This is a genomic window from Actinorugispora endophytica, assembly GCF_004363075.1.
GTDB classification, from domain to species: domain Bacteria; phylum Actinomycetota; class Actinomycetes; order Streptosporangiales; family Streptosporangiaceae; genus Actinorugispora; species Actinorugispora endophytica.
In genome coordinates this window covers 852,671-866,213 of record NZ_SNYN01000001.1, presented here as the reverse complement: position 1 = coordinate 866,213, position 13,543 = coordinate 852,671, and the positions used below count along the sequence as shown (strand labels likewise).

Here is a 13,543-nt window from a genome sequence, read left to right as displayed (position 1 = left end):
GGCTCTTCCGAGTCGTGCGGTTCCCGCACCACCCCGGTTCCTCGCACTCCGTTGAGATGACGTGAACCGGCGTCTGGTTCGGGATCATCCCGGTCGTTTCCTCGCGGACCGACGGAAAACGGGTGCCGGCGCCACCGCCGAACGGCGGTCGCGCCGGCACCCGCGGGGCCGCGAGGGCGGAGCGGTGGTCGCCCCGCCCCCGCTCAGCTCCCGATCTCGCCGGAGATGAACTTCTCGACGGCGTCGTGGGCCTCGGCGTCGGAGTACTGCTCGGGCGGGGACTTCATGAAGTAGGAGGACGCGGACAGGATCGGTCCGCCGATGCCGCGGTCCTTGGCGATCTTCGCGGCGCGCACGGCGTCGATGATGATCCCCGCGGAGTTGGGCGAGTCCCACACCTCCAGCTTGTACTCCAGGTTCAGCGGGACGTCACCGAAGGCGCGGCCTTCCAGGCGGACGTACGCCCACTTGCGGTCGTCCAGCCACGGCACGTGGTCCGACGGGCCGATGTGCACCGCGCCGGCCTTCATCTCGTGCGGGATCTGCGAGGTGACGGACTGGGTCTTGGAGATCTTCTTGGACTCCAGCCGCTCGCGCTCCAGCATGTTCTTGAAGTCCATGTTGCCGCCGAAGTTCAGCTGGTAGGTGCGGTCCACGATCACCCCCCGGTCCTCGAACAGCTTGGACAGCACGCGGTGCGTGATGGTCGCGCCGATCTGCGACTTGATGTCGTCGCCCACGATGGGCACGCCCGCGTCGGCGAACTTCTTCGCCCACACGGGGTCCGAGGCGATGAACACCGGAAGGGCGTTGACGAACGCGACGCCCGCGTCGATGGCGCACTGGGCGTAGAAGCGGTCCGCCTCCTCCGAGCCCACCGGAAGGTAGGAGACCAGGACGTCGACCTTCGCCGCCTTGAGGGCCGCGACCACGTCGACCGCGTCCTCGGAGGACTCCTCGATGGTCTCCTGGTAGTACTTGCCCAGCCCGTCGAAGGTCGGACCGCGCTGCACCGTCACGCCGCTCGGCGGGACGTCGCAGATCTTCACGGTGTTGTTCTCGCTCGCCGTGATCGCGGCGGACAGGTCCTGTCCCACCTTCTTGGCGTCCACGTCGAACGCCGCGACGAACTCGATGTCCCGTACGTGGTACGGGCCGAACTCCACGTGCATGAGGCCGGGCACGCGGGACGCGGGGTCCGCGTCCCGGTAGTAATGGACGCCCTGGACGAGCGAGGCGGCACAGTTCCCCACGCCCACGACGGCTACGCGTACCGAACCCATGGCGGTGGTCTCCTTCTGTTGGTCTGAATCCTGAGTTCGCGCGGCGCCTCCCGGGGCGCGCCGCGCTGTGGCCGGGTGTCGCCGGGTGTCACACCGGCGGTCCCGGCCGGGGCGGTGCGGGGCCCGGCCGGGACCGCGCGTCTCGCTGTTCCCGCGCGATGAGGCCGTCCAGCCAGTGGATCTCCCGTTCCACGGACTCGGCGTCATGGCGGTACAGCTCGAACGTGTAGTCGTCGGCGGGTCCCGGAGCGTGCGCCAGGCGCGCTCGCAGGTCCGCCAGCCGGGTGTGCAACCGGTCCCGGCGACCGTGCAGGATGCGCAACCGCACGTCCGGCCCGGTGTGGCCGAACAGTGCGAAGTGCACGCCGAAGCACTCGTCGTCGGAAGTCGCCGGAGCGACCTCGGTGAGCAGCCCGTGCAGGTGCTCGTGGCCGGTGTCGGTGAGCCGGTAGACGATCCGGGACCGCCTGCCGCCGCGCGCCGAGCCCTCGGCCTGCGGCGTCTGGGAGACGTGCCCCTGGCGGAGCATCTCCTTCAGGCAGGGGTACAGCGAGCCGTAGGAGAACGCCCGGAACGCGCCGAGTTGGAAGGTCAGCCGCTTGCGCAGCTCGTAGCCGTGGAGCGGGGCCTCGTACAGCAGCCCCAGCACCGCGAGCTCCAGCACCCTCGTCCTGCGCGCGCTCATCCGTCACCTCCGCCCGTGCCTTCACCGGACGCATTGAAAAGCCCCTGCCCGAGAGGGAGGGGCGTGCGCGTCCACGTGTTTTGGGTGAGTATGAGTATATCGGGCCGATATATTTCACCACCCTGTGACCCTTGGAACGCCTGGGGGGCGAGGCTTCTTCCGCAGCGGGCGCCCCCTCCCCGGACGGAGCCGCTCCGGAGCCCTTCCCGAGGCCGTTCGGAGGAAATCGGGGAAACCGCGAGATCACGGGCGGGTCCGGCGGTGCGGAAACCGGGCGCGGAGGGCGACGTCCCGGCGGGCCGCGGCGGAGGCCGCTGTTTTCTTCCGCCGTCCGGTGTTGCGTTCCTAACACCGGGCTGCCGTGACCCCTCCGGGTGACAAGCGCTTTCCGCTCTTCTTCCGCCTGTGCGGCCCCTCCGGTGGACACGCGCCCCCGACGGGTCCCCGCCGTCCGGGCGTTGGGGCGTACGCTGTCATCCGCGCGTCGGCCGGCTCCGGACGATGCGCTCGGGGCACCGGGGCGGGTACCCTCACGCGTGGGTTGTGCTATGCGGCGCTACCGCCCTAACGTAACGTTCGCCCCCAACAGGACCACCGCCGCAGAGCGCTCCGCGCGGCAGCCGGTATTAAGCCAGATACCGGCGGTGCGGCCGGTCCACCGTTCACGGACGACAGTGAACGGCCAGAACGAGGAGCGGCCTCGTGGTCGTCCCGGGGATCTCTCTACCCCGTGGCGTCCTGTCGAAGCGCGGCCCGCGCGAAGGGTCCGCGAACGCGGAGTCGCCCCTGAAGCCCCGCTCCGAACGGCCAGTGACAGGAGGTCAGGCAGCAGCCGGTTCGATCCCGCCCGGGAGCCCCGTACCGCCACGTCCGGAGGACGGATCCGGTGGGGGAGGCCAGGACGGGAGAACGACGGGAGTGATCGAGAAAGGTCTCTCGACCGGTGGAACGACCCAGTGCGCCCGTTGCGCGATAATCGCGAGCGAACGCGCCTGGACGACCACGGGCCCGAAACGCTTTTCGAGAACTACGACCCAGGGAGTGATTCTCGGGTGCTTCCGGATTGGCGAGCGTCATCCAGAACAGAGATCGCAGGACGGTCCGCCCGGTCGGCTGTACGGGCGACACCGGTTCCGCGAACGCCGTCCTGGTGGTCGCGACTCCGGAACGACCTTGATGAACACGCTCTAGGGCGGGCGGGCTCTCCCCGCGCCGCTCCGGGGCCGCAGCTGCCCCTCCCAGGAGTCATCAGGCCGATCGGCCGCTATCAGACGAACGAGGACGCGTGAGTACCGAAAGACGACGGAGCGCCGGTGGTCGCCGCCGGGCCGATGGCCCGGTGGACGAACCGCGCGGCAACGGCGGCAGGCGGGGCCGGGGCGGTCCCGCCGAGGACGAGCGCGCCGCGGCGGGCCGCCGCGGGCCGCGCGAGGAGGACGGCTTCTGGGCGGACGAGCGCCCCCGCCGTTCCGCGCCGTCCCGTGACGAGGGGGAGCGGCCGCGCCGCTCCCGTGCCGCGCAGGACGACGTGGACGACCGGCCGCGCCGCTCCCGGCGTGCGGGCGGGGACGCCGACGAGGAGCGCCCGCGCCGCCGCGCGGCCGCGGCCGAGAGCGGGGGGGCCGGCGGCCGCCGCCGCGCCCGCGGGGACGGCGACCCCGACGAGCGGCCTCCGCGCCGCCGCCGTCCCGACGAGGAGGGCAGGGGAGGGCGCCGCCGCGCCACCGCGCACGGCGCCCGCGCCGAGTCCGGCCGCCGCCGCGCACGCAAGGACGAGGACGAGGAGCTCGACGAGCGGGGCCCGGTCAAGCGCTTCTTCGCCAAGACGTGGAAGCCCGCGCTCATCACCTTCTCGGTCCTGTTCATCCTCGGCGTCGTGGGGATCGGCGTCGCGTACGTGATGGCGCCCTCACCCGAGGAGATGGACTCGCAGGCCGACGTCGAACTCGCCGCGACCCTCGTCACCTTCGAGGACGGCGACAAGGCCACCCAGTTCGGCGAGAGCCAGCGCATCCCGGTCACCATCGACCAGATTCCCGACTCCGTGATCGACGGCGTGCTGGCCGCCGAGCAGCGCACCTTCTACGAGGACGGCGCGATCAACCCCGTCGGCCTGGCGCGCGGCGTCGTCTTCGGCGGGACCCAGGGCGGCGGATCGACCATCACCCAGCAGATGGCCCGCAACTACTACGACGGCCTGACCCGGAACGAGCCGTCCCGGATCGAGTCGTACGTCCGCAAGTTCAACGAGATCATGATCGCGTTCAAGGTCGAGCAGAGCCTGAGCAAGGACCAGATCATCGAGCAGTACCTGAACACGATCTACTTCGGGCGCGGCCTGGGCGTGCAGACCGCGGCCCAGGGCTACTTCGGCAAGGACGTCAGCGAGCTGGACTACGCCGAGGGCGCGTTCATCGGCACGGTCATCCAGCAGCCGGGCAACTTCGGCCCCGCCGTTCCCGGGTCGGAGATGTACGACATCCTCCAGGAGCGCTGGGGGTACACGGTCGAGGGCCTGGTCGAGATGAACGCGGAGAACCCCGACCGCGGCCTCACCCAGGAGGAGGCCGACGCGCTGGAGTTCCCCGAGCCCCTGCCGCAGTCGGACAACGACAACTACTCGGGCTACCGGGGCTACATCCAGGAGGCCGTCCGCACCGAGATGGCGGACCGCTACGGCCTGAGCGACCAGCAGATCGGGCGGGGCGGCTACCAGATCACCACCACCCTCAACGAGGACTGGATGAAGTACGCCGAGGAGGTCGTCGAGGCGGAGCGGCAGCGCGTCCTGGACACCACCGGCCAGGAGATCCCCGCGGAGACCCAGTTCGGCATCACCACGGTCGACCCCGCCACGGGAGAGATCAAGGCGTTCTACGGCGGGCCCGACCCCACCCAGTACGCCAACCAGTCGCTGGTCCAGCGCGAGCAGGCGGGATCGGCGTTCAAGCCCTACGTGCTGGCCACCGCGCTGGAGCAGGGCATCAGCCTCAGGAGCACCTACGACGGCGACGGCCCCAAGGAGTTCGCCGGGCTGGCCCAGCCGGTCAACAACGACAGCAACGTGAACTACGGCCCGGTCGACCTGATCCAGTCCACCAAGGACTCGATCAACACCAGCTACGTGCAGCTGGCCGAGCAGGTCACCCCTCCGGCCGTGCTGGCCACGGCCCTGGCCGCGGGCATCCCGCAGGAGCAGCTGGACACGGCCGAGCCCGGCCCCAACATCGCGCTGGGCACCGTGTCGGTCTCCTCGCTGGACCAGGCGGGCGGCTTCGCGACCTTCGCCAACGGGGGCGTGCACATGCCCCGGCACATGATCAAGGAGATCATCGGCCCCGAGGGCGAGCCGCTGGTGCCCAAGGACGCCGAGCTCCTGGAGACCGGGTCCGTGGCGTTCAGCGCCGAAACCACGGCCGACGCCACCTACGCGATGCAGCAGGTGATCACGCCGGACCACAACGCGCGGCTGGACGACGGGCGTCCGATGGCGGGCAAGACCGGTACCTCGAACGACGCCGTCTCGGCCTGGTTCGTGGGCTTCGTCCCGCAGCTGTCCACGGCGGTCGGCCTGCACCGCAGCGACAGGCAGCCGCTGGTGCTGCCGGGCGAGGACAGCATCTACGGCGGCCAGATGCCGTCGCGGATCTGGAAGGCCTACATGACCAAGGTCCTGGACGGCCTCGAGCACGAGAGCTTCCCCGAGCCGGTGTACGGCGGCGAGGTCCAGAACCACGTCCCGACCCCCACCCCGGACCCGTCGCCGTCGGAGAGCGAGGAGGCGGAGCCGAGCGACGAGCCCGTCGAGTCGCCGCCCGAGTCGCCGGACGAGTCGCCCAGCATGGAGGCGCCCGACTGCGAGGTCGAGTGGTGGCGTCCCGAGTGCATGGAGCAGGAGTCCCCGGGACCGGGGGCTTCGAACGAACCGCCGGACAACGGCGGCGGAAACGACAACGGCAACGACGACGATGACGACAACGGATTCCTCTGATCCCGATGTCGCACCCTTCCGGTGAGACCGGAACAGCGGGCGCCGACGGCACGTACGCCGTCGGCGCCCCGCCTGTTCCACGACGGGACGCGGTGCCCTGGCTGCCGCTCGCCGGGATCGGCCTGCTCGGCGCGGTCCTGGGCTACCTGGCCAAGGCCCCCTGCCGCTTCGGCGGCGCCTGGTCCGACGGCACGCAGTTCCGGAAGCTGTGCTACAGCGACGTCTTCCCGCTCTACTACCGGGACGGCCTGGACGCCGGCACCGTCCCCTACGTCGACAAGCCGGTCGAGTACCCGGTGCTCACCGGCGGCCTCATGCACGCCGTGGCCAGGGCGGTGTCCTGGCTCCCCGGCCCGTCCGCCCGGGGCTACGGCTACTTCGACGCCACCGTCGCGGTCCTGGGCCTGTGCCTGGTCGCCGCCGTGGTCGGGGTCGGCTGGCTCGCGGGCCGCGGCGGGGTCGGCGCCGAGCCCGGCCGCCCGTTCCGCGCCGGGACCGCGCTGCTCGCGGGGGCCTTCACCGCGCTGGTCCCGGCCGCGCTGCTGACCCTCTACATCAACTGGGACCTGCTCGCGGTCGCGCTCGCGGTGGGCGGGATCGCCGCGTACGCGCGTCGGCGGATGTGGCTGGCGGGGGCGCTGATCGGCTTGGCGACCGCCGCCAAGTTCTACCCGTTCCTGTTCTTCGGCCCGCTGTTCGTGCTCATGGTCCGCGACCTGCTCGCGGGCCGGGGGCGGGCGGCCGTCGCCGACTTCGCCCGGCCGCTGGCCGGCGCGCTGCTCGCGTGGGGCGCGGTGAACCTCCCCGTCTACCTGGCCGCCCCCGAGGGGTGGGCGGAGTTCTTCACCTTCAGCCAGGAGCGCGGGGCCGACTGGGGCTCGGTCTACTACGTGCTCGGCGGCTTCGGACTGTTCCCCTCCGACGACCTGGACGCGGTCAACCTGTTCGGCACCGGTTCGCTGCTGCTGGCCTGCGTGGGCATCGCCCTGCTGGCCCTGCTCGCCCCGCGCCGCCCTCCTGTCGAGCAGCTCCTCTTCCTGGTCGTGGCCGCCTTCCTGGTCACCAACAAGGTGTGGTCGCCCCAGTTCGTGCTGTGGCTGCTGCCGCTCGCGGCGCTCGCCTGGCCGCGCGGCGGGGGCCGCCGGAGGGTCGCCGTCGCCGTGGTCGGGCTGTGGCAGCTCGCCGAGATCGGCTACATCGCGGGCATCTGGCACCACCTGGAGTTCGTCCTGGCCCCCGGGCAGGGGGCCGGGATCGATGCGCCGGCCTACGCCGTCCTCGCTTTCGGACGGCTGTTCTCCCTGCTCATGGTGTGTGTGCTCATCGTTGTGGATTGTCTGGGAAACGGCGATTCCACGGCTTGACAACTGATAGCCTTAACCTTCGTCCGGCTATCGAAGCCCCCGCGAGCCGAGGCTCGCTGCCGGGGCTTCCTGCCCTCCTGCCATGGAGAGACCATGGCCGCAACAGTCCAGAGGAGGTACGTACGCCTATGCGTCGTTACGAAGTCATGGTCATCCTCGACCCCAGCCTTGACGAGCGCACGGTCGCACCGTCGCTCGAGCAGTTCCTGGCGGTCGTCCGCAACGACGGCGGATCCGTGGAGAAGGTCGACGTCTGGGGAAAGCGTCGGCTCTCCTACGACATCGCCAAGAACTCCGAGGGAATCTACGCGGTCATCGACCTCACCGCCCAGCCCGCCACGGTCAAGGAGCTGGACCGCCAGCTCAACCTGACCGAGGCCATCCTGCGCACCAAGGTCCTGCGTCCCGAGGTCCACTAGGGCGTGTTCGGAAGGGGCCTCCGCTCCGGTCGACGCCGTCCCCGACGGACGCGGGCCCGGAACGGCCCTCCCGAGCACCCCGACCCCTCCGGTCACAGCACCACGCCCATCGCACCCCGCTTCTAGGAATCCGGAGCCAAGCAATGGCAGGCGAAACTCAGATCACGATCGTCGGCAACCTGGTCGACGATCCTGAGCTGCGGTTCACCCCCAGCGGGGCCGCGGTCGCGAACTTCCGCGTGGCCTCGACCCCGCGTACCTTCGATCGCCAGTCGGGCGAGTGGAAGGACGGCGAGTCGCTGTTCCTCTCCTGCTCGGTCTGGCGCCAGTACGCGGAGAACGTGGCCGAGAGCCTGCAGCGCGGCATGCGCGTCATCGTGCAGGGCAGGCTCAAGCAGCGGTCGTACGAGACCAAGGAAGGCGAGAAGCGCACCGTCTTCGAGATCGACGTCGAAGAGGTCGGACCCGCGCTGCGCAGTGCCACCGCGAAGGTGACCAAGACGCAGCGCCAGGGCGGCCAGGGCGGCGGCGGTTTCGGCGGGGGTGGTGGCGGCGGCTTCGGCGGCGGCCAGCAGGGCGGTGGCGGCGGTTACGGCAACCAGGGTGGCGGCTTCGGCGGCAACCAGGGTGCCAGGTCCGGCCCGCCCGCGGACGACCCGTGGGCCACCAACGGCGGTGGCGGAGGTTTCGGCGGCGGTGGCGGAGGCTACTCCGACGAACCGCCGTTCTAAGTATTTGTCCCAGTGACCATCCCCGTGAGAAGCGGGGCTCTTGAAAAGGAGCACCACGATGGCAAAGCCGCCAGTTCGCAAGCCTAAGAAGAAGGTTTGCATGTTCTGCCAGGAAAAGATGTCCTACATCGACTACAAGGACACCACCCTCCTGCGCAAGTTCATCTCCGACCGCGGCAAGATCCGCGCTCGCCGGGTCACCGGCAACTGCACCCAGCACCAGCGTGACATCGCCACGTCGGTCAAGAGCGCCCGCGAGATGGCGCTGCTGCCCTACACCAGCACCGCTCGCTGACCGGGACTGACGAGGAGGTATTAGTCGTGAAGCTGATTTTGACCCACGAGGTCACCGGTCTCGGCGCCCCGGGCGATGTTGTCGAGGTGAAGGACGGCTTCGGCCGCAACTACCTGCTGCCGCGCGGGTTCGCCATCCGGTGGACGCGCGGTGGGCAGAAGCAGGTCGACTCGATCCGCCGCGCCCGCGCGGCGCGCGACATCCGCAGCCTGGACGAGGCCAAGCAGGTCGCCGGCCAGCTCGGCGCCCTCAAGGTGACGCTGTCGCAGCGCTCGGGTGACAGCGGTCGCCTGTTCGGCTCGGTCACCGCCTCGGACGTCGCCGCGGCCATCAAGGCCGCCGGCGGCCCGCAGGTCGACAAGCGCCGGATCGAGATCCGCAACCCGATCAAGTCCGTGGGTGACTACAGGGTCGAGGTCCGCCTCCACCCCGAGGTCAGCGCCCCCGTCGCGATCGAGGTCGTCGGCGCCTGAGGCGTCGGGCGCCAAGCGTCGCGCAGAGGTCCCGGTCCGCTTTCGAGCGGGCCGGGACCTCTCGTTTTTGGGTGCCCTTTGCCGGATTTTGACAACACGCCATGCTACTTAAAGTAGTCATTTAGCTACAGTTGGTCACTTATCTTTTCCTGTGGATCCATTGGTCCAAGGAAGGGTCAGGTCAAGTGTCAACTGATGAGCAGCATGCGGGGAAGCCCGGACCGAACCGGCGGAACGTGGTCAGGGGAGCCGTCCTCGCGGTGGGCGGGGTGCTCCTCGGCGGGGGCGCGGACCTCGGAGCCGTACGGGGGGCGCTGGCCGACAGCGGTCCGTCCGTGTACTCCCGTGAGGAGTGGGGCGCCCGACATCCCCGGTACGGAATCAAGGTCCTGGACAGCGGACCGGACCACATCGTGGTCCACCACACGGCCACCGCCAACGTCGAGGACTACTCCAGGCAGCGCGCGTTCGCGCTGTCCAGGGCGATCCAGAACCACCACATGGACGTCAACGGCTGGAACGACACCGGTCAGCAGATCACCATCAGCCGGGGCGGGTACGTCATGGAGGGCCGCAGGGGCAGCCTGTCCGCCGTCGAGGAGGGCGAGCACGTGGTCGGCGCGCACGTGGCCAACCACAACGACCACACCATCGGCATCGAGAACGAGGGCACCTACATGTCGACCCTGCCGCCGACCGCGCTACTGACTGCACTGATCGACACGTGCGCCTGGCTGTGCCTGGCATACCGGCTGAACCCCGTGACGGCGATCGTCGGGCACCGGGACTACAACTCCACGAACTGTCCCGGAGACGAGCTGTACGAGCTGCTGCCCAAGCTGCGCACCGACACGACCGCGCGGGTCGCCCGCCTGCGGCGGGCCCTGCCGCCGACGGACCAGGCGAGGCAGGAGGCGGCGGAGGTGCCGGAGGAGAACCACCCGACCTTCCCCGACGTCCCCCGGCAGGAGCGGACAGCGGAGTACTACCACGGCCCGGCCCTGGGTAAACAGGACGCCGACCGCTGATCCGACGGGCGCACCCCGTTCCCCGGGGTGCGCCCCCCGCGGGTCAGCGTCCGCTGTCCGCCCCGGTCACCAGCCACGCGCTCCCCGCGGCGCGCAGGCCCAGCGTCACCCCGCGGGCCAGCATCCACACCGCGAAGGCCGACCACAGCAGGGTGAGGCCGCCGGTGCCCGGAGGGCTCAGGAGGGGGACCAGCGCGGCGAAGGGCAGGAAGACGAGCATCGTCCACAGGCTCGCCCAGGCGAGGTAGCGCTGGTCTCCGGCGCCCATCAGGATCCCGTCCAGGACCATCACGACCCCGCCCAGCGGCTGCAGGAGCGCGACCACCACCAGCGCCGCCAGGATCAGGGCGCGGACCCGGGGGTCGTCGGTGAACGGGATCCACACCCAGGGGCGCAGCGCGAGGACCAGCACGGTGAAGACGAGTCCCAGCAGCACCCCCCACTCGACCATCCGGCGGGTGGCCCCGCGGGCGCCGACGGTGTCGGAGGCCCCCAGGTAGCGGCCGATGATCGCCTGACCGGCGATCGCGATGGCGTCCAGCGCGAAGACCAGCAGCGACCACAGCAGGGAGACCACCTGGTGCGCGGCGATCTCGGGGTCGCCGAGCCGGGCCGCGATCGCGGTCATGACCACCAGCACCACCCGCAGCGAGACCGTCCGGACGAACAGCGCGAAGCCCGCCGTGGCGGCGGCGCGCACCCCGGTCAGGGTGGGGGCGAGCGAGACGCCGTGCCGTCGGGCGGCCCGACCCACCACCGCCAGGTAGACCGCGGCGCCCGCGGTCTGCGCGATCACCGTGGCCCACGCCGAACCGGCGATGCCCCAGTCCAGCACGAGCACGAACAGCACGCACAGCACGATGTTCGCGAGGTTCGAGCCCACCGCGACCAGCAGTGGCGTGCGGGCGTTCTGGAGTCCGCGCAGCACGCCCGTCCCGGCCATGATGATCAGCAGCGCCGGGAGGCTGAGCAGGCTGATCCGCAGGTAGGTCAGCGCGTAGGGGAAGACCGCCTCGGACGCGCCCAGCGCCTGGACCAGCCACGGGGCCAGCGGCCAGCCCGCGGCGACGGTGGCGGCTCCGATCAGCACGGCCAGCCACAGCCCGTCGACGCCGTGCCTGATCCCCGGCCCGGTCTGCCCGGCGCCGAACCTCCGGGCGACGGCGGCGGTGGTGCCGTAGGCCAGGAAGACGCACAGGTTCGCGAGGGTCAGCAGGACCTGCCCGGCCACGCCGAGCCCGCCGAGCGCCTCGGTGCCGAGCCGCCCCACGACCGCGGAGTCGGTGAGCAGGAACAACGGTTCCGAGATCAGGGCGAAGAAGGTGGGGACGGCGAGGCGGAGGATCTCGCGGTCGCGGGGGTGCCGGAACGGCGCGGCGCTGAGAAGGCGTGGCATGGCACCACAACGCTACCGGGGCCCGGTTCGCGACCGGTGGGAGGATCACCGGTTGCCGGCGCGGTCCGGTGGCCGGGTCTCCGGCGACACGCGGGGTCATGGCGGAGGTGCGTGAGGTTATCCACCGACGTCGGGGCGACCTGTGGATAAGTTGTGGATATCCGGGTGTGAACTTTCTTTCATGCACAGCCGACGGGCAGCGTTTTTGCAGGTCAAGTCGTATGTATGTAGGGTGTGGAAAAGTTATCCACAGGCTGCGTGCACAGGTTATCCCCAGCAGGGGGACAGTCATCCACAGGTTGTCCCCAGGTTCGTCCACAGGTCACTTTGCGACTGTCAGAGGAAGTGGCGAGAATCCAAGTTCGGGCATGTCACGTTCGGGCATGTAGTCCAGCTCCAGGGGGAAGCCGTGAGCGTTGACCAGCAGGCGGGGGAGAGCGGGTTCGAGCGCACACCGCCGAACGACATCATGGCGGAGCAGTGCGTCCTCGGCGGCATGCTGCTGTCCAAGGAGGCCATCACCCAGGTCGTCGAGATCGTGCGCTCGGCGGACTTCTACCGTCCCGCCCACCAGACCATCTACGACACGATCATCGACCTGTTCTCCCGGGGCGAGCCGGTGGACGCGGTCTCGGTCAACGCCGAGCTCACCAAGCGCGGGGAGGTCGCCAGGGTCGGCGGCGCTCCCTACCTGCACACCCTGACCGACGCCGTCCCCACCGCGGCCAACGCCGGCTACTACGCGCGCATCGTCTCCGACCGCGCGGTCCTGCGCCGCCTGGTCGAGGTGGGCACCCGTATCGCGCAGATCGGCTACTCCGGCGACGGGGAGGTCGACGACCTCGTCGACCGGGCCCAGGCCGAGATCTACCGGGTCGCCGAGAAGCGCACGGGCGAGGACTACCTCCCCCTCAGCGAGATCATGCCGGGCGCCCTGGACGAGATCGAGGCGATCTCGTCCCACGACGGCACCATGACCGGCGTGCCCACCGGCTTCACCGACTTCGACGCGCTCTCCAACGGCCTGCACCCGGGCCAGATGATCATCATCGCGGCCAGGCCCGCGGTCGGAAAATCCACGCTGGCCCTGGACTTCGCCCGGGCCGCGTCGATCAAGCACCAGTTGACCTCGGTCTTCTTCAGCCTGGAGATGGGGCGCAACGAGATCGTCATGCGACTGCTGTCGGCGGAGGCGCGGGTTCCGCTGCACACCATGCGGTCGGGGCTGATGACCGACGACGACTGGACCCGGCTGGCGCGGCGGATGGGCGAGGTGGCGAGCGCGCCGCTGTTCATCGACGACTCCCCGAACATGTCGATGATGGAGATCCGGGCCAAGTGCCGCAGGCTCAAGCAGCAGCACGACCTCAAGCTCGTCATCGTCGACTACCTCCAGCTGATGAGCTCCCCGGGCCGGGTGGAGAGCCGCCAGCAGGAGGTCTCGGAGATGTCCCGGTCGCTCAAGCTCCTGGCCAAGGAACTGGAGGTCCCGGTGATCGCGCTGTCCCAGCTCAACCGTGGTCCGGAGCAGAGAACGGACAAGAAGCCCCAGGTGAGCGACCTGCGCGAGTCGGGGTCGATCGAACAGGACGCCGACATGGTCATCCTCCTGTACCGCGAGGACGTGCACGAGAAGGAGTCGCCGCGCGCGGGAGAGGCCGACCTGATCGTGGCCAAGCACCGCAACGGCCCCACGGCGACGGTGACCGTGGCGTTCCAGGGGCACTACAGCCGCTTCGTCGACATGGCGCCGGGGTGACGGGCCCGTCCGCGGGAGCGGTTCCCCGGCGGTCCCGGGCGGCTCCGGCGGACGCGCGGGGGAGGGAGCCGGCCCCGGGGTTTGACCTTCAAGCCGGTTGAGAGTCCACAATCGCGTTC

At 70.3% G+C, this 13,543-nt stretch carries 11 protein-coding genes; 8 read left to right on the top strand and 3 right to left on the bottom strand.

Annotated elements, in window-relative coordinates:
• Window positions 1–203 precede the first annotated feature (203 nt).
• Both EV190_RS04205 and EV190_RS04200 read right to left on the bottom strand, forming a co-directional pair.
• A complete protein-coding gene (locus EV190_RS04205; protein WP_208113014.1) occupies window positions 204–1,283 on the bottom strand; it encodes an inositol-3-phosphate synthase in 1,080 nt (359 codons plus the stop codon).
• 88 nt (window positions 1,284–1,371) lie between these two features.
• Complete coding sequence (locus EV190_RS04200) at window positions 1,372–1,968, bottom strand: PadR family transcriptional regulator (RefSeq protein ID WP_133740012.1); 597 nt, start codon at window positions 1,966–1,968, stop codon at window positions 1,372–1,374.
• A 1,339-nt stretch (window positions 1,969–3,307) separates the two neighbouring features.
• Between EV190_RS04200 and EV190_RS04195 the strand changes: the two genes are divergently transcribed.
• The 7 genes from EV190_RS04195 (at window position 3,308) to EV190_RS04165 (ending at window position 10,269) form a co-directional block, all read left to right on the top strand.
• Window positions 3,308–5,959: a transglycosylase domain-containing protein gene (locus tag EV190_RS04195; RefSeq protein ID WP_243742318.1), complete on the top strand. Its 2,652-nt coding sequence runs from the start codon at window positions 3,308–3,310 to the stop codon at window positions 5,957–5,959.
• 5 nt (window positions 5,960–5,964) lie between these two features.
• Window positions 5,965–7,323: a glycosyltransferase family 87 protein gene (locus EV190_RS04190; RefSeq protein ID WP_133740011.1), complete on the top strand. Its 1,359-nt coding sequence runs from the start codon at window positions 5,965–5,967 to the stop codon at window positions 7,321–7,323.
• A gap of 128 nt (window positions 7,324–7,451) precedes the next feature.
• Complete coding sequence (gene rpsF / locus EV190_RS04185) at window positions 7,452–7,742, top strand: 30S ribosomal protein S6 (RefSeq protein WP_133740010.1); 291 nt, start codon at window positions 7,452–7,454, stop codon at window positions 7,740–7,742.
• Between the two features lie 143 nt (window positions 7,743–7,885).
• Window positions 7,886–8,473, top strand: coding sequence for a single-stranded DNA-binding protein (locus EV190_RS04180; protein WP_133740009.1), 588 nt, complete (start codon window positions 7,886–7,888; stop codon window positions 8,471–8,473).
• 58 nt (window positions 8,474–8,531) lie between these two features.
• Window positions 8,532–8,768: a 30S ribosomal protein S18 gene (rpsR, locus tag EV190_RS04175; protein ID WP_133740008.1), complete on the top strand. Its 237-nt coding sequence runs from the start codon at window positions 8,532–8,534 to the stop codon at window positions 8,766–8,768.
• A 26-nt stretch (window positions 8,769–8,794) separates the two neighbouring features.
• Window positions 8,795–9,241, top strand: a complete 447-nt coding sequence (rplI, locus tag EV190_RS04170; protein WP_133740007.1) for a 50S ribosomal protein L9 — start codon at window positions 8,795–8,797, stop codon at window positions 9,239–9,241.
• A 236-nt stretch (window positions 9,242–9,477) separates the two neighbouring features.
• On the top strand, window positions 9,478–10,269 hold the full coding sequence (locus EV190_RS04165; protein WP_133740006.1) for a peptidoglycan recognition protein family protein: 792 nt from the start codon (window positions 9,478–9,480) through the stop codon (window positions 10,267–10,269).
• 43 nt (window positions 10,270–10,312) lie between these two features.
• On the opposite strand, the gene EV190_RS04160 is transcribed toward EV190_RS04165, so the two are convergent.
• The gene (locus EV190_RS04160; protein ID WP_133740005.1) at window positions 10,313–11,665 is read right to left on the bottom strand and encodes an MATE family efflux transporter; all 1,353 of its coding nucleotides are present in this window, start codon (window positions 11,663–11,665) and stop codon (window positions 10,313–10,315) included.
• Window positions 11,666–12,074: 409 nt separating this feature from the next.
• Between EV190_RS04160 and dnaB the strand changes: the two genes are divergently transcribed.
• Window positions 12,075–13,424 carry a replicative DNA helicase gene (gene dnaB, locus EV190_RS04155; protein WP_133740004.1) on the top strand — a complete coding sequence of 450 codons (1,350 nt, stop codon included), beginning with the start codon at window positions 12,075–12,077 and terminating at the stop codon, window positions 13,422–13,424.
• The last annotated feature ends 119 nt before the right edge of the window (window positions 13,425–13,543 follow it).